This is a genomic window from Kitasatospora sp. NPDC001309 (genome assembly GCF_042896295.1).
Classification (GTDB): Bacteria; Actinomycetota; Actinomycetes; order Streptomycetales; family Streptomycetaceae; genus Kitasatospora.
This window is the reverse complement of sequence record NZ_JBIAXC010000008.1, coordinates 153,002-174,587: the sequence shown is the minus strand read 5'-3', so window position 1 is coordinate 174,587 and position 21,586 is coordinate 153,002. Positions and strand designations below refer to the sequence as shown.

General features: G+C 72.9%; 20 protein-coding genes. 14 read left to right on the top strand and 6 right to left on the bottom strand.

What is annotated here, in order from left to right:
• Positions 1-45 precede the first annotated feature (45 nt).
• Positions 46-1,185 (bottom strand): Gfo/Idh/MocA family protein, encoded by a 1,140-nt coding sequence (locus ACFY2K_RS11430; protein ID WP_380531120.1) that lies wholly within the window; start codon positions 1,183-1,185, stop codon positions 46-48.
• 79 nt (positions 1,186-1,264) lie between these two features.
• The gene (locus ACFY2K_RS11425; protein ID WP_387710921.1) at positions 1,265-2,296 is read right to left on the bottom strand and encodes an aldo/keto reductase; all 1,032 of its coding nucleotides are present in this window, start codon (positions 2,294-2,296) and stop codon (positions 1,265-1,267) included.
• Positions 2,297-2,402: 106 nt separating this feature from the next.
• Between ACFY2K_RS11425 and ACFY2K_RS11420 the strand changes: the two genes are divergently transcribed.
• Positions 2,403-2,858, top strand: coding sequence for a MarR family winged helix-turn-helix transcriptional regulator (locus ACFY2K_RS11420; RefSeq protein WP_380531114.1), 456 nt, complete (start codon positions 2,403-2,405; stop codon positions 2,856-2,858).
• Positions 2,859-2,995: 137 nt separating this feature from the next.
• On the opposite strand, the gene ACFY2K_RS11415 is transcribed toward ACFY2K_RS11420, so the two are convergent.
• Positions 2,996-4,333: a GH1 family beta-glucosidase gene (locus ACFY2K_RS11415; RefSeq protein ID WP_387710918.1), complete on the bottom strand. Its 1,338-nt coding sequence runs from the start codon at positions 4,331-4,333 to the stop codon at positions 2,996-2,998.
• A 310-nt stretch (positions 4,334-4,643) separates the two neighbouring features.
• Between ACFY2K_RS11415 and ACFY2K_RS11410 the strand changes: the two genes are divergently transcribed.
• The 11 genes from ACFY2K_RS11410 (at position 4,644) to ACFY2K_RS11360 (ending at position 13,297) form a co-directional block, all read left to right on the top strand.
• The gene (locus tag ACFY2K_RS11410; protein ID WP_380531108.1) at positions 4,644-5,003 is read left to right on the top strand and encodes a hypothetical protein; all 360 of its coding nucleotides are present in this window, start codon (positions 4,644-4,646) and stop codon (positions 5,001-5,003) included.
• Positions 5,004-5,342: 339 nt separating this feature from the next.
• Positions 5,343-5,669 (top strand): MazG-like family protein, encoded by a 327-nt coding sequence (locus ACFY2K_RS11405; RefSeq protein ID WP_387710916.1) that lies wholly within the window; start codon positions 5,343-5,345, stop codon positions 5,667-5,669.
• Positions 5,666-5,848, top strand: a complete 183-nt coding sequence (locus ACFY2K_RS11400) for a hypothetical protein (RefSeq protein ID WP_380531102.1) — start codon at positions 5,666-5,668, stop codon at positions 5,846-5,848. Before ACFY2K_RS11405 ends, ACFY2K_RS11400 begins: the two co-directional genes overlap by 4 nt.
• A gap of 103 nt (positions 5,849-5,951) precedes the next feature.
• Entirely contained in the window at positions 5,952-7,292 is a 1,341-nt protein-coding gene (locus ACFY2K_RS11395; protein ID WP_387710915.1) for an NUDIX domain-containing protein, read from the top strand.
• 13 nt (positions 7,293-7,305) lie between these two features.
• The gene (locus ACFY2K_RS11390) at positions 7,306-7,599 is read left to right on the top strand and encodes a hypothetical protein (protein WP_380587209.1); all 294 of its coding nucleotides are present in this window, start codon (positions 7,306-7,308) and stop codon (positions 7,597-7,599) included.
• A 69-nt stretch (positions 7,600-7,668) separates the two neighbouring features.
• Complete coding sequence (locus ACFY2K_RS11385) at positions 7,669-8,349, top strand: hypothetical protein (RefSeq protein ID WP_380587206.1); 681 nt, start codon at positions 7,669-7,671, stop codon at positions 8,347-8,349.
• Between the two features lie 98 nt (positions 8,350-8,447).
• Positions 8,448-9,083, top strand: a complete 636-nt coding sequence (locus tag ACFY2K_RS11380) for a DUF5753 domain-containing protein (RefSeq protein ID WP_380587203.1) — start codon at positions 8,448-8,450, stop codon at positions 9,081-9,083.
• Between the two features lie 40 nt (positions 9,084-9,123).
• Positions 9,124-9,963, top strand: a complete 840-nt coding sequence (locus tag ACFY2K_RS11375) for a PP2C family serine/threonine-protein phosphatase (protein ID WP_387710912.1) — start codon at positions 9,124-9,126, stop codon at positions 9,961-9,963.
• Between the two features lie 240 nt (positions 9,964-10,203).
• Complete coding sequence (locus ACFY2K_RS11370; protein ID WP_387710910.1) at positions 10,204-11,502, top strand: esterase/lipase family protein; 1,299 nt, start codon at positions 10,204-10,206, stop codon at positions 11,500-11,502.
• 11 nt (positions 11,503-11,513) lie between these two features.
• The gene (locus ACFY2K_RS11365; protein ID WP_387710908.1) at positions 11,514-12,602 is read left to right on the top strand and encodes an alpha/beta fold hydrolase; all 1,089 of its coding nucleotides are present in this window, start codon (positions 11,514-11,516) and stop codon (positions 12,600-12,602) included.
• Positions 12,603-12,880: 278 nt separating this feature from the next.
• Positions 12,881-13,297: a molybdopterin-binding protein gene (locus ACFY2K_RS11360; RefSeq protein WP_387710906.1), complete on the top strand. Its 417-nt coding sequence runs from the start codon at positions 12,881-12,883 to the stop codon at positions 13,295-13,297.
• A 93-nt stretch (positions 13,298-13,390) separates the two neighbouring features.
• Here ACFY2K_RS11360 and ACFY2K_RS11355 read toward each other — a convergent pair whose 3' ends face one another.
• Positions 13,391-17,623, bottom strand: coding sequence for a molybdopterin-dependent oxidoreductase (locus ACFY2K_RS11355; protein ID WP_387710904.1), 4,233 nt, complete (start codon positions 17,621-17,623; stop codon positions 13,391-13,393).
• Between the two features lie 453 nt (positions 17,624-18,076).
• On the opposite strand from ACFY2K_RS11355, the gene ACFY2K_RS11350 reads away from it, so the two are divergent.
• Positions 18,077-18,532: a hypothetical protein gene (locus tag ACFY2K_RS11350; RefSeq protein ID WP_380587185.1), complete on the top strand. Its 456-nt coding sequence runs from the start codon at positions 18,077-18,079 to the stop codon at positions 18,530-18,532.
• A 42-nt stretch (positions 18,533-18,574) separates the two neighbouring features.
• The gene (locus tag ACFY2K_RS11345) at positions 18,575-19,345 is read left to right on the top strand and encodes a LuxR C-terminal-related transcriptional regulator (protein ID WP_380587182.1); all 771 of its coding nucleotides are present in this window, start codon (positions 18,575-18,577) and stop codon (positions 19,343-19,345) included.
• Positions 19,346-19,350: 5 nt separating this feature from the next.
• On the opposite strand, the gene ACFY2K_RS11340 is transcribed toward ACFY2K_RS11345, so the two are convergent.
• Positions 19,351-20,724, bottom strand: a complete 1,374-nt coding sequence (locus ACFY2K_RS11340) for a sensor histidine kinase (protein WP_387710901.1) — start codon at positions 20,722-20,724, stop codon at positions 19,351-19,353.
• A gap of 4 nt (positions 20,725-20,728) precedes the next feature.
• The gene (gene cseB, locus ACFY2K_RS11335; protein WP_380524729.1) at positions 20,729-21,475 is read right to left on the bottom strand and encodes a two-component system response regulator CseB; all 747 of its coding nucleotides are present in this window, start codon (positions 21,473-21,475) and stop codon (positions 20,729-20,731) included.
• Positions 21,476-21,586 lie beyond the last annotated feature (111 nt).

Here is a 21,586-nt window from a genome sequence, read left to right as displayed (position 1 = left end):
CGGTGGTCACCACAGCGGACCGCGGGCGCAGGTGAGATCAGCACGTCAGGTCAGCACGTCAGGTCGGTCTGTCGTCACGGCGGATTCGATGCTGCGGTGCCGGGCGGCGCCGTGCGCGAAATCGGGTACCGCCGACGTACCCTCGCGCAGGTCGTCCAGGAACTTCTGGTAGGCGTGAGCGACCGCGTAGAGCGGCGCGTCGGCTCGGGGATCGAGGTGCGGGACGCGAACGTACGACTCCGGCACCGGCAGGGGAGCGAGTCCGGGGGAGGTTCCGCGGCCGCCTTCGAGGGCGACCGGGCTGAGCTGGGGATGGCCGACCGGGGCGGTGAGGACGAGGTCGCCCTCGGTGCCGTTGATCTCCCAGCGGAAGTTGGTGCCCCGGGACATGCCTCCGCGGTAGTGGAAGGTGACCACCGCGCCGCCCGGCAGCCGTCCCGAGGCCACCACCTGGTCAGCGGCGGTCATGGGCACGGGCTGTCCGCTCTCGGTGTCCATGGCCGACGTACGCCGCGACGCCAGTCGGATCCGCAGCCCCTCGGGCTCCCCCAGGACGGACGCGAGTCCGTCGAGGGTGTGGCCGAAAGGAATGGTCAGCAGTGTTGCGCCGTTGGCGGCGTCGAGCACGTAGTGATCGCCGGGGCCGACGGTGGCGCCCCAGGCACCGCCGGAGCCGACGACCGTCGTCGACAGCACCTCCCCCACGTAGCCGTCGGCCACCAGATCCCGTGCGTACGCGAGGGCCGGATGCGACCGCGCCTGGAGTCCGACGACGGTCGGCACAGCGCGGCTGCGCGCTTCCCGCGCCATCTCCTCGGCCTCCGCGAGCCCGTTGCCCAAGGGCCACTCGCACAGCACGCTCTTGCCCGCGCTCAGCGCCGTCCGCACCAGTTCCCGGTGGTGCGGCACCTTCACCGCCACGACCACGAGGTCCACCTCCTCGCAGGCGACCAGTTCGGCCGCCGTCCCGAAGGTTCGGGAGACGCCGTGCTTCTGTCCGGAACGCTCCGCCGACTGCTTCGAACTCGTACTCAGGGCCTTCAACTCGTACCCCGGGACGGCCCGCAGCGCCGGCAGGTGGGAGCGTTCGGCCCAACTGCCGTGCGCCCCGAGGCCGATGATCCCTACTCCGATCGGCTTCTCGGACCGGACCAGCTCGGTGAGCGGTGACGCAGAGGTGTTCACGATGCGCAGCCTGTTCTGTGGGTGGATGGGGCGGAGATCCGCGCCCGGTGGGCACGGGAGTCCGGTCGGCCGTCGGCGGTCAGTTCCGTGCGCTTGCCGACGGATCCGGGCCGCGTTCGGAGTCCAGCAGCGCCATGAGGGGCGCGGCGTAGCGGGTTCCGGCCACCGCATCGGCTGGGACGGCCTCGTCGATCGCGCGGAGGTCCGCGTCGGTCAGGGCGACGTCGGCTGCGGCCAGGGCCTCCGCGACGCGGTGGGGTCGCCGGGCGCCCAGGACGGCCACGACGGTGCCGCGCTCGCGGCTCCGGGCGATGACCCAGGCGGTGGCGAGTTGCGCGACGCTGATGCCGCGCGCGTCGGCGAGAGGCCGCAACCGTTCGACGAGGGTGAGATTCGCGGCAAGGTTGTCGGGGTGGAATCGGGGCAGCCAGTGGGCGCGCGGGTCGCCTCCGGCGGGTTGCCGGTACGTGCCGGTGAGCAGGCCGTGCGCGAGGACCCCGTAGGCGGTGACGCCGATCCCCGACTCGCGGCAGGTGTCCAGGATGCCGTTGGCCTCGGGACCACGGCTGAACAGGGAGTATTCGATCTGAACATCGCAGATCGGGTGAACGGCATGGGCACGGCGGATGGTCTCGGGCCCCACCTCGGAGAGCCCGATGTGCCGCACGTACCCGGCCTGGACCAGCTCGGAGAGGGCGCCGATGGTGTCCTCGACCGGGGTGTCGGGGGCGAGGCGGGCGGCGCGGTAGATGTCGACGTGGTCGGCGCCGAGGCGGCGCAGCGAGTAGGCGAGCGCGTTCTTCACGTGGGCGGGACGGCCCTCGATGCCGACGAAGGATCCGTCGGGGCCGCGCAGAGCGCCGAACTTGACGCTCAGCAGCGCCTTTCCGCGATCGCCGGCACGCAGGGCACGGCGGATGAGGTCCTCGTTGTGGCCCATGCCGTAGAAATCGGCGGTGTCGAGGAGGGTGACGCCGGCGTCGAGGGCCGTGCGGATCGTGGCGATGGCGTCGGCCTCGTCGGCGGGGGCCGTGTGGTCGGACATGCCGGCGCAGCCCAGTGCGAGCGGGGGGACCTGCGGGCCGCCGGCTCCAAGGGGTCGGGTTTGCACGGTGCCTCCTGCGGGGCGGGAAGGATGGACGCGGCCGACAGGGGCTGCCGAGGGCGCAGCCGACTGCTAGCGTTGACATCTCAACACTAGGAAGAGGCGCGTTGATATGTCAACACCGAACGCGGAGGCCGCCGCTCCGGACGAGGCCACGACCGACGCCATGGGCGGGCCCGTCGATTTCTGGAGCGCCTTCAAACGCGCCCACGAGGTCGTCCGCGCCCGCGTGATCGCGGACACCGCCGAGGCGGCGGGCCTGTCCGAACCGGACCTGACGATCCTCGCCGACCTCAACAAGGCGGGAGGCAGCCTGCGCCAGAGCGAGCTCGCCGCGTCACTCGGCTGGGACCGCACGCGCGTCTCCCACCAGCTCACCCGCATGGGCAAACGCGGACTCGTCACCCGCGAACGCGCCGGCGGCGTCACCGTCGCCCTCACCGACTCCGGACGGGCGGCCATCACCGCCGTACACCCCGGCCTGGACACCGCAGTACGCCGCCACCTCACCGACAAGCTCTCCGCACAGGAGATCGAAACCCTGATCTCCGTGTTCCGCCGGCTGTAGGCGCCGGCACAGCGGCGCTCCGGCCGACCGCCGCCTCTCACCCGCGCCGGCGGCGGAGGACGAGTCAGCCCAGCCGGTCAGGGCGGCGGTCACGGAGCCACTTCGCCACAGCAAGGTGACGGGAAGGATCGGCCCACCTACGTGGTGGACCGCCTCCGGTGGGCGGCGATGAGGTCGCGGTACCAGGCGTACGAGGCCCTCGGGGTGCGGCGCTGGGTCTCGAAGTCGACGTGGACGAGGCCGAAGCGCTGACCGAACCCCTCGGCCCATTCGAAGTTGTCGAGGAGGGACCAGGTGTAGTAGCCGCGGATGTCGAGGCCTTCGGCGGTGGCGGCGGCGAGGGCGTCGAGGTGGGTGGCGAGGTAGTCGATGCGGAAGGTGTCGTCGAGGTCCTCGGCGGTGGAGCAGCCGTTCTCGGTGATGGTGATGGGCGGGAGGGCCTTGCCGTAGAAGTCCCGCAGGTGGAGGAGGAGTTGGCGGAGGGCGTCAGGGACGACGGGCCAGCCGAAGGCGGTGTGGGGGGCTTCGGGGATGTCGACGAGGTCGAAGGGGAGGCCGGGGGCGGTGGGGGCGGCGACGCGGGTGGGGTTGTAGAAGTTGAGGCCGAGGGCGTCGAGGCCGGGGGTGTGGATGAGGTCGAGGTCGCCGGGGTGGACGGCGCCGAAGATGTCGTCGGGGACGCCGAGGGCGGAGAGGTCGGGATAGCGGCCGAGGAGGACGGGGTCGGCGAACAGGCGGTTGTGCAGGGCGTCGTAGGCCGCGGCGGCGGCCGCGTCCTCGGGTGAGGAGGTGGCCGGCTCGACCGGGGTGAGGTTGTTGGAGAGCATCACCTCCAGGCCGCGGTCATGGAGGACGGAGGCGGCCAACCCGTGGGCGAGGAGCTGGTGGTGGGCGGCCGGGAGGGCCTCGAACATCAGGGTGCGGCCGGGGGCGTGGGTGCCGAGGGCGTAGCCGAAGACGGTGTGGACGAAGGGCTCGTTGAGGGTGATCCAGGTGGGGACGCGGTCGCCGAGGCGGTCGGTGACGACGGCGGCGTAGTCGGCGAAGTGGTGGGCGGTGTCGCGATTGAGCCAGCCGCCGTGGTCCTCCAGGGCTTGCGGGAGGTCCCAGTGGAAGAGGGTGGGGAGGGGGGTGATGCCCGCTTCCAGCAGCGCGTCCACCAGGCGGTCGTAGAAGGCGAGTCCGGCGGGGTTCACGGGCCCGCTGCCGGTGGGCAGGATCCGCGACCAGGCGAGGGAGAAGCGGTAGCCGTCGAGGCCGAGGCCCTTCATCAGGGCGATGTCCTCGGGGTAGCGGTGGTAGTGGTCGCAGGCGACCGCGCCGGTGTGGCCGTCGCGGACGACCCCGGGGCGGGCGGTGAAGGTGTCCCAGACGGACGGGCCGCGGCCGTCCTCCGCCACCGCCCCCTCGATCTGGTAGGCGGCGGTGGCGGCACCCCAGCGGAACCCCGCCGGCAGGTCGTAGCGGTCCGGCATGACAGCCTCCTGGCGCGAACACGACGGAAACGTGAGGGGTACTCATGTTACCGGCGGGGCGGCGGAACACCAGGGGAGGCGCATCGCTCCACGAAGATCGCAACACCCGATGGCTCTGAACCCACTTGATCCTCAGTGATCGAAAGGGCGTCCGACTGGTGTCCATCAGCCCAAATCCCGCCAGATCAGGGCCCATCGCGGCTGCCACACGTGATCCCTGATGACCCATCATGACGCCAGGACGCACATGAAGGGCTCAGCTCGTATCGGCCCAGCTCAACCCGAGCGGTCCGGACCCGAGGAGCAGCGTATGTGCCGCAACGTCCCGCCGTCCGTCCTGGCCCCCGTGGAGGATGCTGCTCGTGACGGCATCGAGCGCTTCGGCGCCGGGTGCCTGATCCGCGACCGCGGCCGGATCCTGCTCCTTCGGCGGAAGCACGGCGGGTTCGTCCTCTTCGTCTTCGCCACCAGCGAGTTCACGGGCGAGCTGGCCGACGTCGAGCCGGACGAACACCTGGAGGTGCGCTGGCACCCCGCCTCCGACGTCATGCTCAGTCCGATGTTCCCGACCTCCAAGGCCGCGGTGGAAGCGCACCTGGCTGGCGGGCGCGCGTTCTCCACCCACGGATTCGACGCCGCCTCCGGAAGGCGGGAGCTCGTCCAGACATGACCGGCGCCCGTGGGGAACGCATGGACTACAGCACTTGGCCCCGAGTTGTCGCCGTGGACGTGGAGGGCAACGACGCCCAGCCGCCGGACCTGGTGGAGCTGGCAGCCGTCCCGGTGGTGAACGGCAGCCCGGCGCCCGGCCTCGACACGCTCCACCCTGATCCGACCGCCCCGGCCTGCCCGGCCACCCCCAGCCTCAGGAGGACCCGACCTCGCGGTGAGCGGCCCGACCCGAATCGAAAACGTGCTCTTCGGGGTCTTCGACCCGGGCTCGCCGAGAACCGCCGGGAACCTCCCGGCGCTTGGATGCGAAATCGAACAGGGAGCAGGATCAACCCCCATGGAAGAGCTGCTGCAAGTTGCCAACTTGGTTGCCAATAAGCTGAATTCGCGCTTCAAGGACGATCCCGAAAAGCTCCGGATGCTGCAAGGACTCAAGGTCCAGGAGGAGGCCGGCGAACTCGCCCAGGCCATCATCGGAGCGCTCGGGGTCAGCCCGAACAAGGGCCACTCCCACACCTGGGACCACGTGCGCGCCGAGGCGTGCGACACCGCCCTCACCGCCCTCGTCACGCTCTGCATGCTCAACGGCGACCCCGAATGGTTCCTCACCGAGCACCTGCGCACCATCCGCACCAAGACCGAGGGCTGGGAGGGCACCGCTTGAGCAGCACGCAGCAGCTCGACCTGACGGCCGAGGACGAAGCCGAGATGATGGAGTACCTGCCGCCCGAGAGCGACGCCGAACTCATCTCCGGCCGCAAGGCCGGCGTGTTGGCCACTGCCCGCGCCCGTTCGTCGCCTGGCTCCAGAGCGAGGTACGCCCCGGCGACGTCGTCCTTGTGAAGGGCTCCCGCTCAGGGAAGCTCTGGCAGGTCGCCGAGACCCTGGCCGGGCAGCCGGTCACAGCCTGGGGCGACTGGAACCGTACGAAGGAGGAGACCACCGCATGATCTCGTACAAGCTGCTCGCCGAACAGGCCCTGACCGAAGGCATCCAGAAGCTCGCGGCCGGAACCGTGGTGCGCGACCCGCAGGGCCGCATCCTGATGCTGCGCCGCAAGCAGGACGACGTGCTGCCCGGCCTGTGGGACTATCCGGCCGGCGGGCTGAACGACGGCGAGGACCCCCGGGACGGGGCGATCCGGGAGCTGGCAGAGGAGACCGGCCTCCACTGCTCCGACATCGAATACGTCCGGGCCCTGGACTTCGTCGACACCCGAGGCCGCCTGACCCGTCAGTTCGTCTTCACCTGCACGGTCCCGGACGAGACCGCGGTGACCCTCTCCGAGTACGACGCCTTCGGCTGGTTCCGCCCGGACGAGCTGCCGCCGACCAGCGACGGCTACCGCGAGGTGATCGCCTGGCTCACCCACCGCCTCGCCGCGGGGTGGCAGCCCGCCAGCCGCTACCTGGCCACGATCGACCGGCCGATGACCTGGGCCTGCTTCCTGGTGCGCGACCACGAGGGCCGCGTCCTCGGGATGCGCAACTCCGTGGACACCGAACGCTGGGACTGGCCGGGCGGGAACTCCGAACCCGGCGAGTCCCCGTTCCACACCGCGCTGCGCGAGGCCCGTGAGGAGATCGGCCTCGACCTGCTCGCCGAGAACCCGGACCCGGTCGGCCGACAGCGGCTGATCGCCGTCATCCACCAGCAGGCCGACCACGTCCGCCCCGTGCCGTCGATCGGCTGGGTCTTCGACGGCGGCACGCTCACCGATCAGCAGCAGGCCCGCATCGTCCTCGACCCGGCCGAGCACTGCGAGTTCCGCTTCGAGACGGACTACACCTGGCGTCACTTCATGACGCCGCAGGAGTACCGGGACCTGCTCCAGGTGCTGCGCGCCGCCCGCTCCGGTCGGGTGCTCTACATCGAGCGGCCGACCCCGGCGCACCAGGACTTCGAGGGCGTCGTGGTGTTCGTCACCACCCCGGACGGCGAGCTGCTGGTGCACCACCGGGACGACAAGGAGGGCATCGCCTGGCCGGGGTACCGGACCCCGATCGGCGGGTGGCGTGAGCACGACGAGACGCCGCGCGAGACCGCGACCCGGGAGGTGTTCGAGGAAGCCGGGATCACCATCACCGACGTCCGGGAGCTGCCCGGCCCCCGCCACGAGCACGTCTCGGCGATGACTCGCGTCCTGCACGCGGTGTACACCGGCCCGAAGGACGCGATCCGGCTCGGCGACGAAGGGGTGGGCATCGCCTGGGTGCCGTTCTCCGAGGTCGCCGCACTCAAGACCCCGCCGTACGTCGCCCACTACCTCGACCTGATCGGAGCCTGAGCACGTCCGGGAGGTGGCCGCCCTGATCCGGGCCGAGCTCACCGCCGCCGGCCCGGAACTCCCGCCCGCCGAGACGCACTTCTGGTGGCACATGTCGTGCGGCTACGGTGTCCAGGACACCGACACCCCCGAACTCGCCGCCCGCTCGGACCGCCTCGCCTCCGACCTCGGCCGCCGGATCCGGCCCGGAATCCGCACCAACGCCACTGTCTCCAGCGTGTGGCCGGTGTGGGAACGCCAGCACCCCGCTCCAGCCCCCTGCTACGCCTTCGAGCGCGCCCGCCGTTTGCGTCTCGGCCAGTCCTGACCCAGCAGCGGCGAGGCCGCGCCGCCCCACGCGTAACGGCTGCCGCACCAACGTGACGGAGAAGCGATCGTGGAGAAGTTCGTTCCGAAGTTCCAGGGCGCGCCGTGGCCCGACGGCGCCCGCGTCCTGCACGTCTACGCCGTTCCGGACCTGCAGTCCGACCTCGCCCTGGCCCGGCTGGTCGACGAGTGCCGGGAGGCGATGAGCCCCTACCCGATCACGCCGCTCGGCGACGGCACGCTGCACTGCACCATCGAGATGGTCGCCGACACCACCGCCGACAAGATCGCCCCGGAGGAACGCGACGACCTGGTAGCAGCCCTCCACACGCACCTGGCCTTCACCGGCCCGCTGGAGGTCACGGCCGGCTCCCCGATCGCCAACCGAGCCGGGGCCTTCCTGGACCTCGGTCCCGATGAGAGCCTGGTCGACCTGCGCGAGCGGGTCCGCGATGCGATTCGCGAGGTCCGCGGGCCCGGCGCGCTGCTCCACAACGGCGGCCGGCACCACATCTCGCTCGGCTACGCCTGGGCCGAGGTGTCCTCCGACGCGCTGCAGACGGCCCTGCGGAAGATCTCGCCCAGCCACGCCTCCGTTCGCTTCAGCGCGCTCCAGCTGCTCGACGTGACATTCCAGCAGTTCCCACGTCCGGGTGGCGAGTCGGCCTGGGAGCTGTCCTGGGAGCCCGTCGCGACCATCCCCCTCGCCGGCGGCTCCGACGGCGCCGAGCCGTCGCAGCCCGCTCGCTGACCCCGCGTTCGCCGTCCCCGCCCGGCGCGTGCGTGCGCCGGGCGGGGAAAACCAGTCCAGCAGGCCCCGCACCGCAGCCCGTTCCCAGGAGGAACCGCATGTCCGACGCCACCCTCCCCACCCCGGACCTCACCGCCACCGCCCCGGCCGCCATCGACTGGCCGGCTCTTCTCCAGCAGGGGACCGGCCCGACCCAGGCCGAGTTCCGCCGACTCGTCGAGCAGACCACGCACTACCACGGCTACAGCCCCGCCCTCGTCTGGGGAAACCTGCAGACCCGCGCCTACGCCGAGGAGGTCCTGCGCCTCGTCGTCGACCTGCACGGCATCCCGCGGGACATCGAGGCCGGTGCCGCCGAGCGCGTCGCCCGCGCCCAGTACTTCGGCGTCGGCGGACGCACCTTCCACGTCCTGCTCGGTGAGCAGGCGCTGCGCACCGGCATCGGCGGCCCAGAGGTCATGCGGGCCCAGCTCGAACACCTCCTGGAGGCCCTGGCGTTGCCCGGCCTCGCCCTCGGCATCATCCCCACCCGCGCGCGGCTCGCTGTCTACCCCGGCGACGGATTCGGGATCTTCGACGGCACCCGAGTCGAAGTCGAGGGCTACCGAGGGGGCGAGACGATCACCGGCGACCGTGTCCAGATCTTCCACCGGGCCTTCGACCGGCTTCACGAGTCCGCCGTGTACGGAGACGACGCCCGGGCCATCATCACCACGGCCCTGCACACCGCCTGAGCTCCGACCACCGCTTCCACACCCGCGAAGGACACCCCCGATGTCGACCACCTCCACCGTGCCCGTCGTCCGCACGGGCGAGCGCGCCGGACAGGACAACCGCCCCACCGAGGACCGGATCGTGGTGCTCGACCACGCCCTGGTCGTCCTGGACGGCGTCAGCACCGTCACCGACGAGCAGCCACGCGGCGGCTGGTACGCCGGCGCCCTCGGCGAGCGGATCGCCGACCTGCTGACCCGAACACCCCGCGCCGACCTTCGAGACGTCCTCACCGCCGCCATCGGCGGCCTCGCCCGCGACCACCACCTGATTCCCGGGCGCTCCCCGGCCGCGACCGTCGCCGTCGCCCGCCTCGCGGACCACCAGGTCGACGTCGCCGTCCTCGGCGACAGTCCGATCACCGCCATCCACCGCGACGGCACCCTCCTGCAGCTCCGGGACGACCGTCTCGCGCACCTCGTCGACGCCCAGCCCCAGGCGTCCCTCTACCGGTCCCGGCTCCGCGACGGCCACGGTTTCGACGAGCGCCACCGCGAAATCCTGCGCGAACTGCGGGACTTCCAGAACACCCAGGTCAACCGCCCCGGCGGGTACTGGATCGCCGAAGCCGACCCCGAGGCTGGCCAGAACGCCATCACCGCCACCTGGCCGACCGACGGCCTGACCGACCTGCTCCTCGCCACCGACGGCATCACCGAGGCCGTCGACTCCTACGCCCTCCTCACCTGGCCGCACATCGCCGCGCTGTCCCGGGGGGACGGGCCGAACACCGTCATCGACAGGATCCGCTCCTTCGAGGCGGCAGACCCGGACGCCCGCCGCCACCCGCGCTACAAGACATCGGACGACGCAGCCCTGGCCCACTGGCTCCTCGCCTGATCTGCGGGAGTGTTCGGTCGGCCCTCGGCAACCCACCGGCGGGGCGGCGGAACACCAGAGGACCCGGTCGGCGCGAGGCTCCGGGTGTCGTCGTGACGGGTCGCCCCGGTTCGCGTCCTGACCATGTGGTCGGCGACCACAGCGGAGAAGCCGGGATAGGGGTCGCCGCCATAGGGAGGGCACTCCGGCGTTCGTAGGGTGTCGCGAACCGGCGGCGCGATGCGGAGGAGTGGACGCGGCATGGAACACGGCTCGGGGAGAAGCAGGAGAGGCAGCGGCAGGCGCAGAGGCGCGGGTTGGCTGCTCGCGACCGTCCTGGCGCTGGTGGGCGTGGTCGTCCCGGCGGGGCGGGCAGCGGCGGCGGTGCCCGCCAACCTGAGCCTGGAGGCGACCTACGGCACCGTCGCCAACGGCTGGGACCGCGTGGAGCGCTACCTCGACACCACCGCCGGCTTCCGGCAGGAGCAGTACCCGCCGGACGGCCGCGGCGACCAGGACGGGCAGCGGCTGACCTTCTTCGGCGGCGTCAAGCAGCCCTTCTCCGGCCGCTTCCTGCTCTACTCGGCCCCCGGCTGGAACACCGGCGCGCACCCGGTCCCGGTACTGCTGGTGCACGGCGCCAACGACAACCCGGACCGGGCCTGGGCCAACCCCGGCGAGTCCGGCGGGTACGGCTGCGGCTCGGCCTCCTGCCCGAACACCGGGCTGATGCAGAACCTCGCCGGGCGGGGCTACCGGGTGTTCGCGATCGGGTTCGCCCACAAGCAGGGCGACAACCTGATGCAGGCCCAGGAGGTCGGCGACGCCGTCGCGCTGATCCGCGCCAAGCTCGGCGTCCCGCAGGTCGACGTGGTGGGCTGGAGCAAGGGCGAGATGTCCGCGCGGGCCTACGTCTCCTCGGTGAAGCCCTCCTGGGGCCGCCCGTACGCGGGCGACGTGCGCAAGCTGATCACCCTCGGCGGCCCGAACGGCGGCTACGACTACCCGTTCGCGCACGGGTGGGCGCACGACTTCTCGATCTGGCCGCAGTGCGGCGGCGCGGTCAACGCCCCGTCCCCGCACCTGCGCATGACCTGCTACGGCACCTACACCGCGCACCCGGAGTTCTCCTTCACGGCGGCGGGCGGCTACGACGACTACCCGGGGCAGCGGCAGATGCTGGCACGCTGGGACTCGGTGTTCGGCGTCGACCAGACCCAGCAGGACTGGTACACCACCTACTACGGCGGGCAGGGCTTCTACACCGACGGCGGCGGCATCCAGGCCGCGATCGACGCCGGCTCGCTGATCGCCCCGCTGCACCGGGCCGGAGTGCCCTCCTCGGTGACGGCGTACCTCCTGGCCGGCGGGACGCCGAGCATCGTCGGGATCTTCAACGAGAACCGGGGGCCCAGCGACGGCGTGGTGTTCGTGTCCAGCGCGCTGGACACCACCGGCTTCGGCACCGTCGGCGGCACCGCGCTGATCCCCCTCGCCAACCACCTGCAACTCGGCTGGGACGGCGCCGCGGGCGCGCAGGTCGCCGGCTGGCTGAACTGAGGACGATCCGGATGACCACCGAGCGACCGACGACCGAGCAACCGACCACCGAGCAACCGACCACCGAGCGACTGGTCACCGAACGACTGGTCACCACCGACCGGCTCACCGTGCACCACGCCGAGGTCGAGGGCCGCACCGGGGAACCCGTGGTCCTGGTGCACGGGAACGTCTCCTCCGGCGCCTTCTGGCACCCGACCATGACCGCGCTCCCCGACCGCTACCGCCCGCTGGCACCCGACCTGCGCGGCTTCGGCCGCACCGAGCCGCTGCCGGTGGACGCCACCCGGGGCCTGCGCGACCACAGCGAGGACCTGCTGTCCTACCTCCGGGCGCTGGCCCTCGGCCCGGTCCACCTGGTCGGCTGGAGCATGGGCGGCGGCGTGGCGCTGCAACTGCTGCGCGACCGCCCGGAGCTGGTCCGTACGCTCACCCTGGTCAATCCGGTCTCCCCCTACGGGTTCGGCGGTACCCACGGGGTGGACGGGCGGCTCAACTCCCCCGACGGGGCCGGATCGGGCGCCGGCGGCGCGGCACCCGAGTTCGTCCGGCTGCTGGGCGAGGGCGAAACGGGCTCCGGGTCGCCGTTCGCGCCGCTCTCCGTGCTGAACACCGCCTACGTCAGCGAGCCGCTGCCGGACCCGGACCGCTACCTGGCGGCGATGCTGACCACCCGGACCGGCGAGGACCACTACCCGGGCGACAGCCGCCCGAGCGGGGCCTGGCCGGGCTTCCGGCCCGGCGACCGCGGGGTGCTCAACTCGATGGCGCCGACCCACTTCCGGATCGACGACCTGGAGTCGGTCGAACCGAAGCCGCCGGTCCTGTGGATCCGCGGCACGGCCGACGTGATCGTCTCCGACACCTCGCTCTTCGACCTGGCCCACCTGGGGGCGATCGGCGCCGTCCCGGGCTGGCCCGGCGCCGACACCTGCCCGGCGCAGCCGATGGTGGCGCAGACCCGCGCCGTCCTGGACCGCTACGCCGCCGCGGGCGGGCGGGTGCGCGAGGTCGCCGTCGAAGGGGCCGGGCACAGCGTGCAGTTGGAACGGCCGGAGGAGTTCCTGACCGCGCTGGTGGAGGTGCTGGGCGGGGCCTGACGGCGGCTCCGGGAGGCGCCGTCAGGCCCCTGCCCCGCGGCCACGCCGCCGCCTATCAGGGGCGGCGGCGTGGCCGCAGCCCCGAAAGCTCTGAAAGGGGAGGCCCGAGAGCCCGAATTCTCCTGACGTTCGACCGAACGGGAAATGCGACGCCTCCGCGCCCCTTGCCCTCGCGGATGCGAGGGGCTTCCTCCGGGGCGTGATCGGCGCGGCTAGCGTGGCCGGTGGCGGCCCGAAAGCCGCGGTTTCCACGACCGACCCGAGTGAGGCGTACGTCCATGAGCCTGAGCATCCGCAACCAGATCCCCGGCACCGTCACCTCCGTCACGGCCGGCGAGGCCATGTCCGCGGTGAAGGTCCGCCTGGTCGGCGGTCAGGACATCACCGCGGCGATCACCACCGACGCCGTGAAGGACCTCGGCATCGCCGAGGGCACGGCCGTCAAGGCGCTCGTGAAGTCCACCGAGATCTCCCTCGCGACCACCCGGGTCGAGGGCATCTCGATCCGCAACCAGATCGCGGGCACCGTCACCGATGTCGCCACCGGCGGGGCCATGGGCTCGGTCAAGGTCGACGTCGAGGGCGGCGAGCTGACCGCCGCCATCACCAAGGACGCCGTGGAGGCCCTCGCCCTCGCCGCCGGCTCCCCCGTCGTCGCTCTGATCAAGTCGACCGAGATCTCGCTCTCGGTCTGATCAGGTCCGGTCCGTTCCGATTCGGTCCGGTCCGGTCCGCTCCGATCCAGTCGGGTTCGCCGCGTTCGGGTCCGCACGGCCGGCGCGGCGGGATCAGTAGACGTCACGGACATAGCGCTTGTCGGTCGCGAGTTGACGGACGTACGCGGCGGCCGTCTCCTCGTCCGTGCCGCCGTGGGCCGCGACGATCTCCCGCAGGGCTCGGTCGACGTCCTTGGCCATGCGGCCGGCGTCGCCGCAGACGTAGAAGTGGGCGCCGTCCTGGAGCCACCGCCACAGGCGCGCGCCGTGCTCGCGCATGCGGTCCTGGACGTAGACCTTGTTGCGCTGGTCGCGCGAGAACGCGACGTCGAGGCGGTCCAGGTGACCGGATGCCCGGTACGCCTCCAACTCCTCCCGGTAGTAGAAGTCGGTGGCTTCGCGCTGCTCGCCGAAGAACAGCCAGTTCGGTCCGGTGTGGCCGCGGGCGCGCCGGTCCTCCAGGAACCCGATGAACGGCGCGACGCCGGTCCCCGGGCCCACCATGATCATCGGAGTGGTGGGGGCCGTCGGCGGCCGGAAGTGGCGGGAAGGCTGGACGAAGACCTGGACCGGACCGTCGTCGGCGCAGTCCGCGAGGTAGGTGGAGCAGACACCCGCGCGATCGCGGCCGAGGTCGTTGGTGTAGCGGACGACGGACACCGTGAGGTGGACTTCGCCCGGGTGCACCAGCGGGCTGGAGGATATCGAGTACAGCCGGGGCTGGAGCCGCTTGAGCACGCCCGCCCACTCCGCGGCGGAGGCCCGGACGGGGAACTCGCCGATGACGTCGGCGGCCTGCCGGCTCCAGCTCCACTTGGCCAGTTCGCCCGTGTTGCCGGGCCGCAGCAGCCGTCTGAGCCGGCGGTCCCCCGTCCGCTCGGCGACGAACCCGAGCAGGTCCGGGGTGAGGCGGGTGATGTCGAGCCGGGTCCGCAGGGCCTCGCCCAGGGGGATCCCTCCGTCGCCGCGCAGCTGGACGGTCTCCTCGGGATCGAGACCGGTGAGGGCCAGCCACTCGGAGACGAGCGCGGCCCCGTTCGAGGGCCAGACACCGAGGGCGTCACCGGCCTCGTAGGCGAGTTCACCGCCGCGGGTGTCGAAGGCGAACTGCCGTACCTCCTTGCGCGATCCGGACCGGCTCAGCACCCGATTGCCGATCAGGAGGGTCGCGAAGGGGGCGGACTTCGAGTACGTGACGGGTCCGGCCGGGCCGGAGGAGGGGGGCGCGGCGGTCGGCACCACCTCGGCCGGGACTCCCCCACCGGGCCCCACCACGGCGCCCGCCCTGGCGAGAGCGGCGGTGACCTCGTCGAGCCAGTGCGAGGCGGGCCCGTCGTCGTCGGGTTCGCAGTCGGTACGCGGGTGCAGGCGGGTGGCCCCGAGTTCGGCGAGGCGCTCGTCCAGTCGGCGGCCGTGGCCGCAGAAGTCGGCGTAGCTGGAGTCGCCGAACGCCAGCACGGAGTAGCGCACGCCCTCCAGGCGCGGAGCGCCCGGAGCGACGAGGTCCTGCCAGAAGCGGGCACCGTTGTCCGGGGCCTCGCCGTCGCCGAACGTGCTGGTGATGATCAGCAGGTCCGTGTCGGAGGTGAGTTGCCGTGGGGTGGCGTCGGCCATGGCGTGCAGGGCCGGGGTGCGGCCGGCCTCGGCCAGGGCGGCGGTGGCGGTGGCGGCGTACTCCTCGGCGGTGCCGGTCTGCGAGGCCCACAGGACGAGGAGGCTCCGGGCCGGATCGGCGGTCGTGCCGGGGACGGGCACGGACGCCTCGGGCACCGACGTCTCGGGCACCGGCGCGGCAGGCCCGGGGACGGGCGCGACCGGGGCAGCGGTCCGCGAGAACATCCCGGCCGTCAGACCGTTGACCCACTGTGCCGTCGCCGGGCCGAGGGGGGCGTCCCCGGGAAGCACCGGAACCCCGCCGGGCGGGGCGAGTTCGATTCCGGACAGGTAGCCGGACAGGTAGCGGCGCTCCGGTTCGGTGAGGGCGGGCGGGGTGAGGTCGCCGATTCCGAGCAGCGCGGCGAGGGCCGGCACGGCAGCGGCCGGGCTGCCGGCCACCGCCGGAGCCGGAGCCGGAGCCGGGGCCGGAGCGGCAACAGGAGCAGCAGCAGGAGCAGGAACGGCAACAGGAGCGGCAACCACCCGCATCGACACCGCGCAGGCCTTCAACTCCGGCTGGAAGGACACCGGGTCGACGGCGTCGTTGGTGACGGCGTTGACGGCGAGGTACTCGCCGAAGAGGTCGTTCCAGTGGAACGGGGCGAAGCAGCTGCCCGGCCGGACGCGGTCGGTGATGACGGCGGGCAGCACCGCCCGGCCGCGGCGGGAGGCGATCTCGATGCGGTCCCCGTCCCGGGCGTCCAGCGCGGCGGCGTCCTCGGGGTGGATCTCGACGAACGGGCCCGGATCGAGCCTGTTCAGCCTGGCGACCTTGCCGGTCTTGGTGAGGGTGTGCCACTGGTGTGGCAACCGGCCGGTGTTGAGGACGAACGGGTAGTCGTCGTCGGGGAGTTCGGCGGCCGGCAGGTGCGGTCGGGGGAAGAACTGCGCGCGGCCGTTCGCGGTCGGGAAGTTCAGTCTCGGCCGGGTGCCGTCCTCCCGCTCCAGGAGGGCCTGGCTGATCCCGTCGTTGAGGTAGCGGATCGGGTTGCGGTCGGGCCCGCCCGGTGCGGCGGGCCACTGCACCGGCGTCCGGCGCAGCCGCTCGTAGGTGACGCCCCGCACGTCCCATCCGGTGTGCGGGTTCCAGGCCTGTTTGATCTCCTCGAAGACCTCTTCGGAGTTCGCGTAGGTGAAGGCGTCGGCGAAGCCCATCGCGCAGGCGACGCGGGCGATCAGCTGCCAGTCCGCGGTGGCCTGGCCGGGCGGGGTGACGACGCCGGGCACGAGGGTCAGGCCGCGTTCGGAGTTGATCATCACGCCGTCGGACTCCGCCCACAGCGTGCCGGGCAGGATCACGTCCGCGTACGCGTTGGTCTCGGTCTCGGCGAAGACGTCCTGGGTGATGACGAGTTCGGCGGCCTCCAGGCCGGCGATGACGGTCCTGCGGTTGGCCACCGAGGCGACCGGGTTGGTGCAGATGATCCAGCAGGCCTTGATCTCCCCAGCGGCCATCCGCTCGAACATCTCCACCGTGCCGCGCCCGGTCTCGGCGCGCAGCGTGCCCGCCGCGATGCCCCAGAGGTCCTCGACGAAGGCGCGGTCGGCGTCGACGAGGACGGAGCGCTGGCCGGGCAGGCCGGGTCCCATGTACCCCATCTCGCGGCCGCCCATGGCATTGGGCTGTCCGGTCAGGGAGAGCGGGCCGGCTCCCGGCCGGCAGATCGCGCCGGTGGCCAGGTGCAGGTTGACCAGGGCGTTGGTGTTCCAGGTGCCGTGGGTGGACTGGTTGAGGCCCATGGTCCAGCAGCTCATCCAGTCGCCGGCCTCGCCGATCCACCGGGCGGCGGTGCGGATGTCCTCCTCCGGGATGCCGGTGATCCCGGCGACGGTGGCCGGCGGGTAGTCGGCCAGGAAACCCGGCATGCCGTCCCAGCCGTCGGTGTGCTCGGCGATGAACTCCTCGTCGGTGTGCCCGTTCTCGACCAGCAGGTGCAACAGGCCGTTCAGCAGGGCGAGGTCGGTGCCGGGCCTGATCTGCAGGAACAGGTCGGCCCGGTCGGCGGTGGCGTTGCGGCGCGGGTCGACGACGATGAGCTTCGCACCGGCGGACCTGATCCGGTCCGCCATCCGCAGGAAGAGGATCGGGTGGCAGTCCGCCATGTTGGCGCCGATGACGAGGAACGCGTTCGCGCTGTCGAAGTCGGCGTACGAGCCGGGCGGGGCGTCCGCGCCGAGCGAGAGCTTGTAGCCGCTGCCCGCACTGGCCATGCACAGGCGGGAGTTGGACTCGATCCCGGTGGTCCGGACGAACCCCTTGGCCAGCTTGTTCGCCAGGTACTGGGCCTCCAGGCTCATCTGCCCGGAGACGTAGAAGGACAGCGCGTCGGGGCCGTGCTCGTCCAGGACCGCCCGCAGCCCGTCGGCCACCGCCGCCACCGCCGCTTCCACGTCGACGGGCTCCCGCGGCCGGCCGCGGGCGGTGCGCATCAGGGCCGTCTCCAGTCGCCCGGGCGCGGCGAGCAGGTCGGCGTGCGTCGCTCCCTTGGTGCACAGTCGGCCGCCGTTGGCGGGGTGCGCCTTGTCGCCGGACACCTTCGCGACGGTCCGGCGGCCGCCCGCGTCCTGCTCCAGGTCCAGCACGATCCCGCAGCCGACCCCGCAGTACGAGCAGACCGTCCGCACCCGGCTCCTGTCCGTCCCCGCCATCGTTGCCCCCCTCACCCGTACGAGTGCCGTGGCACCGCCGGTCGCATCCGCCGGCAACCAGCAGCCGGATACCGTACTCCGGCCGGAAGTCACCGTAGGAACCGGGTGTTGCCACCGGCAACAGTGATCGCTTCGGTCGCGTTACGGAGCCCGCACCGCCCCTGGTCCGGGCTGTGAGGAGGGCCCGGGAGCGGGCGGGGTCCGCGGCCGCCCGGTGAAGGCCCGGACGGCCCGACCCGGCCCCGCGCCGATCACCACCTCGGGACCACCGGAACCACCGGGACCGTCCTCCGGGACGTCGTCCCGCTGCCCGCCACCCCGGCGGCGGCGGCCCGGGCGCTCGCCGGCTACCTGTCCGGCTGGCGGCTGACACCCGCCGCACGCCACCCGGACCTCCCGGTGGGCCCGTCCGGCGTGATGAACCTCCCCGCGCGCAGGCTGTCCCAGGGTGACGTGACGGTCCACACCGCCTCCGGCAGCGAGGCCGTCGTGACGGAGGTCTTCCGGATCGGCAGCAGCCACGTCCGGCAGACCGTCCGCACCGTCACCGGCCCCACCCGCGGCGACGCCGTCGAACTGCCGGACGCCTTCTGGCAGTTCCCCCGGACCCACCGCCTCAGCGGCAGCCACCGTGTCCCGGTCCTCGCGTACCGACGCCACGATCCGGACGACCTGCCGCCGGTCCCCTACCCCGCCGTACCCGCCGCCTTCGCGCCCGGCGACCGCGTCCTCCACGACGGCGTCCGCTGGGAACGGACCCGGAAGGCCTGGTACCGGAACGAGCGCGCCGCCCGGGCCCTGCGCGACGGGGACCGTGAGATCCGGCGCCTCTTCACCGACCACCGCCACCTGCGCCGGGGGATCCCGGAGTACCTCCCCGCCCCCTCCCGGCCCGACGCACGCGGCTGACCGCCCGCGCCGCGCCCTGTCCGAAGGAGTGACAGTCGCCCCATGACCACCGACCGCAGCACGACCCGCCGCCCGGCTGGCACCCCGCCCGCACTCGCCGGGCGCAGGCCCCCGGTCGCCCGGGAGACCCCCGGCCGGCGCCCGATCCGCGTCGCCCTGGTCGACGACCGGGCGGACTTCCGAACGGGCCTGCGCCAGGCGCTCGGCGAGCGCGGCGACCTCGTGGTCGTGTTCGAGGGGAAGCCGGACGTCGACCTCATCGCGTGCGTGCACCACTTCCGACCCGACGTCGTCCTGATCGGGGTGGAGTCGCCCGGTTCGGCCCTCGACCACACCGCCCGGCTGGTGCAGGGCTCGCTCAAGCCACCGCCGGTCATCGTGCTGACGCCCGCCTCCGACGGCCGACCGGCCCGTGGGGTGCTGACCGCCGGCATCCGCGGCTGGCTGCTCAAGTCGACGCCTCCCGGCCAGCTGCGCAACGCGATCCGGCTCGTCGCCTCCGGCGGCGCGGCCGTCTCCCCGTCGACCCTGCGGGACGTGGCCGGCGGCGCCGGTGACCGCCAGCCGCCGCTCTACTGGTCCCGGATCCCGCTCCTCGGCGCACTGACCGCCCGGGAGAAGGACGTGCTGCGCCTGCTCGGCCGAGGACTGACCGACGCCGAGATCTCCGACCGCCTCCGGATCACCGGCTCCTCGGTGCGGACGTACATGTCCCGGCTGCTCACGAAGCTGCAACTCGACCACCGCACCCAGGCGGCGATCTTCTCGTACGAGCTGTCGCACCTCGGCGACGCGGCCTGGCAGCCGGCCTGACCTCCTCAGACGCCGTCCGGGCGTTCCCGCTCCTCCGGGGCGTCCGGACCCTCCGGGTGGCCGAGGTCGAGGGTGGCGAGGTCGAGGGTGGCGAGGGCTCCGCCGTCCGGGGCGTTGGTGAAGGTCAGGCGGGCGCCGAGGACGGCGGCCTGGCCGACGGCGATGGTGAGGCCGAGGCCGTGGCCCTGGCCGCGTTCGGCGGCGCCGGTGCGGAAGCGCTGCGGCCCGTGGGCGAGGAGGTCGGCCGGGAAGCCGGGGCCGTGGTCGCGCACCGTGACGCGGCTGCCCGTGACGGCGACCTCGACCGGGGCGGCGCCGTGCCGGTGGGCGTTGGCCACCAGGTTGGTGACGATGCGCTCCACCCGGCGCGGGTCGGTCCGGACGACGGCGGGGGCCGCCGGCCGGAACCGGGTGTCGCCGCCCGCCTGCCCGATCGCGTGGGCGACGAGGTCGCCGAGGGGGACCTCGTCGAGCCTGGCCCGCTCGGCCCCGGCGTCGAGCCGGGAGACCTCCAGCAGGTCCTCGACCAGGCCGCGCAGGGTGCGGACCTGGGTCCGGACCAGGTCCGCCGCCTCGTCGTCCTCGGGCAGCAGTCCGGCCGCCGTGACCAGGCCCATCAGCGGGGTGCGCAGTTCGTGGGCGACGTCGGCGGTGAAGCGCTTCTCCGCGGCCAGCCGCCCTTGCAGGGTCCCGGCCATCTCGTCCACGGCCGCCGACATCTCGGTGATCTCGTCACGGGCGCGGCCCCGGCGGCCGATCCGGGCGTCGAGCTCGCCGTCGGCGATCCGGCGGGCCGTCCGGGAGCCGTGGCGCAGCCGCCGGTTCATCTGCTCGGCCGCGAGCGCGGTGACGGGCACGATCACGGCCAGGGCGACGAGGGCGGCCTTGACCATGTTCCGGTCCAGCAGCTGGAGGTTGCGCACCTCGGCGCTCATGTCGGCGCGGACGGTGAGGACCTGGTTGTCGCCGACGGGTACGGCCGCCCACATCCAGTACCAGTTGGGCGCTTTGACGTCGTACCAGAGCGCGTACTCCCCCGGTGTCCGCAGGTTCGCGACGGCGTGCGCCAGCGGCCCGGGCAGGTCGGCCGGGGGCTGGAGGTCGGCGGGGTCGGGGCGGCGGCCGGTGCGGGTGAACTCCTTCTCGGCGGCGCTCAGTTGGGCGATCGCGCGGTCGCGTCCGGTCCGGTCGCCGCGCTCCGCGGTCGCCCGGTGGACGAGCAGGCCGATCGTCGCGGCGACCGTGCAGCAGGCGAGTGCGACCAGGGCGGCGATCTTCCAGCGCAGGGAGCGCGGGTTGAGGCGCCACAGGTCTCGGCGGCGGCGCGGGTCGGGGGTTCGCGGCTCACGGCGGCGCGGGTCGCGGGTTCGCCCGGTCATCCGGTCAGCTCCGGACGAGCTTGTAGCCGAAGCCCCGGACGGTCTCGATGCGGTCGGCGCCGATCTTCTTGCGCAGCCGCACCACGCAGAGGTCGACGACCCGGGTGTCGCCCTCCCAGCCGTAGTCCCAGACGTCGCGCAGCAGGCGGCGGCGGTCCAGGACCGTACCGGGGTTCTCGGCGAAGGCCAGCAGCAGGCGCAGTTCGGTGGGCGTGAGGGGAACGGCCCGACCGTCCAGCCGGACGTCCAGGCCGCGCAGGTCGATGGTCAGGTCGCCGAGGACGAGGAGGTCCGGCCCGGGCCGGGTGTCCTGCGGGCGCTCCGGCGCGGGCTCCTGGGCGCGCTCCCCGGCCGGCTCCCGGTGGAAGGTGGCGCGGCGCAGCAGAGAGCGGATGCGGGCGACCAGGACGGGGATGTCCACGGGCTTGACCACGTAGTCGTCGGCGCCGGCCTCCAGTCCGGCCACGACGTCGAGGGCGTCGCCGCGCGCGGACATCATCAGGATCGGGGTGAGGCCCTCCTCGCGGATCCGCCGGCACAGGCCGATGCCGTCGAGGCCGGGCAGCATCACGTCCAGGATCAGCACGTCGTGCGCCCCGGCCCGGAAGGCCTCCAGGCCGTCGAGCCCGTCCCCGGTCACCTCGACCCGGTACCCGTAGCGCTCCAGGGCCAGCTGGACCGAGCGGCGGATGACCGCGTCGTCTTCGACGACCAGCACGCTGACCGGGTCGGGTACGCGGGTTCCGGACAAGAGTTCTCCCGTGTCGTGGCCTGGGGATTCGCGCTCGTTCGAGCTCACTGGTGACCGATCGTAGCCGCACGGGGCGGGGCACCGAGGATGCCCGGGGCGCCACCGGGGCGG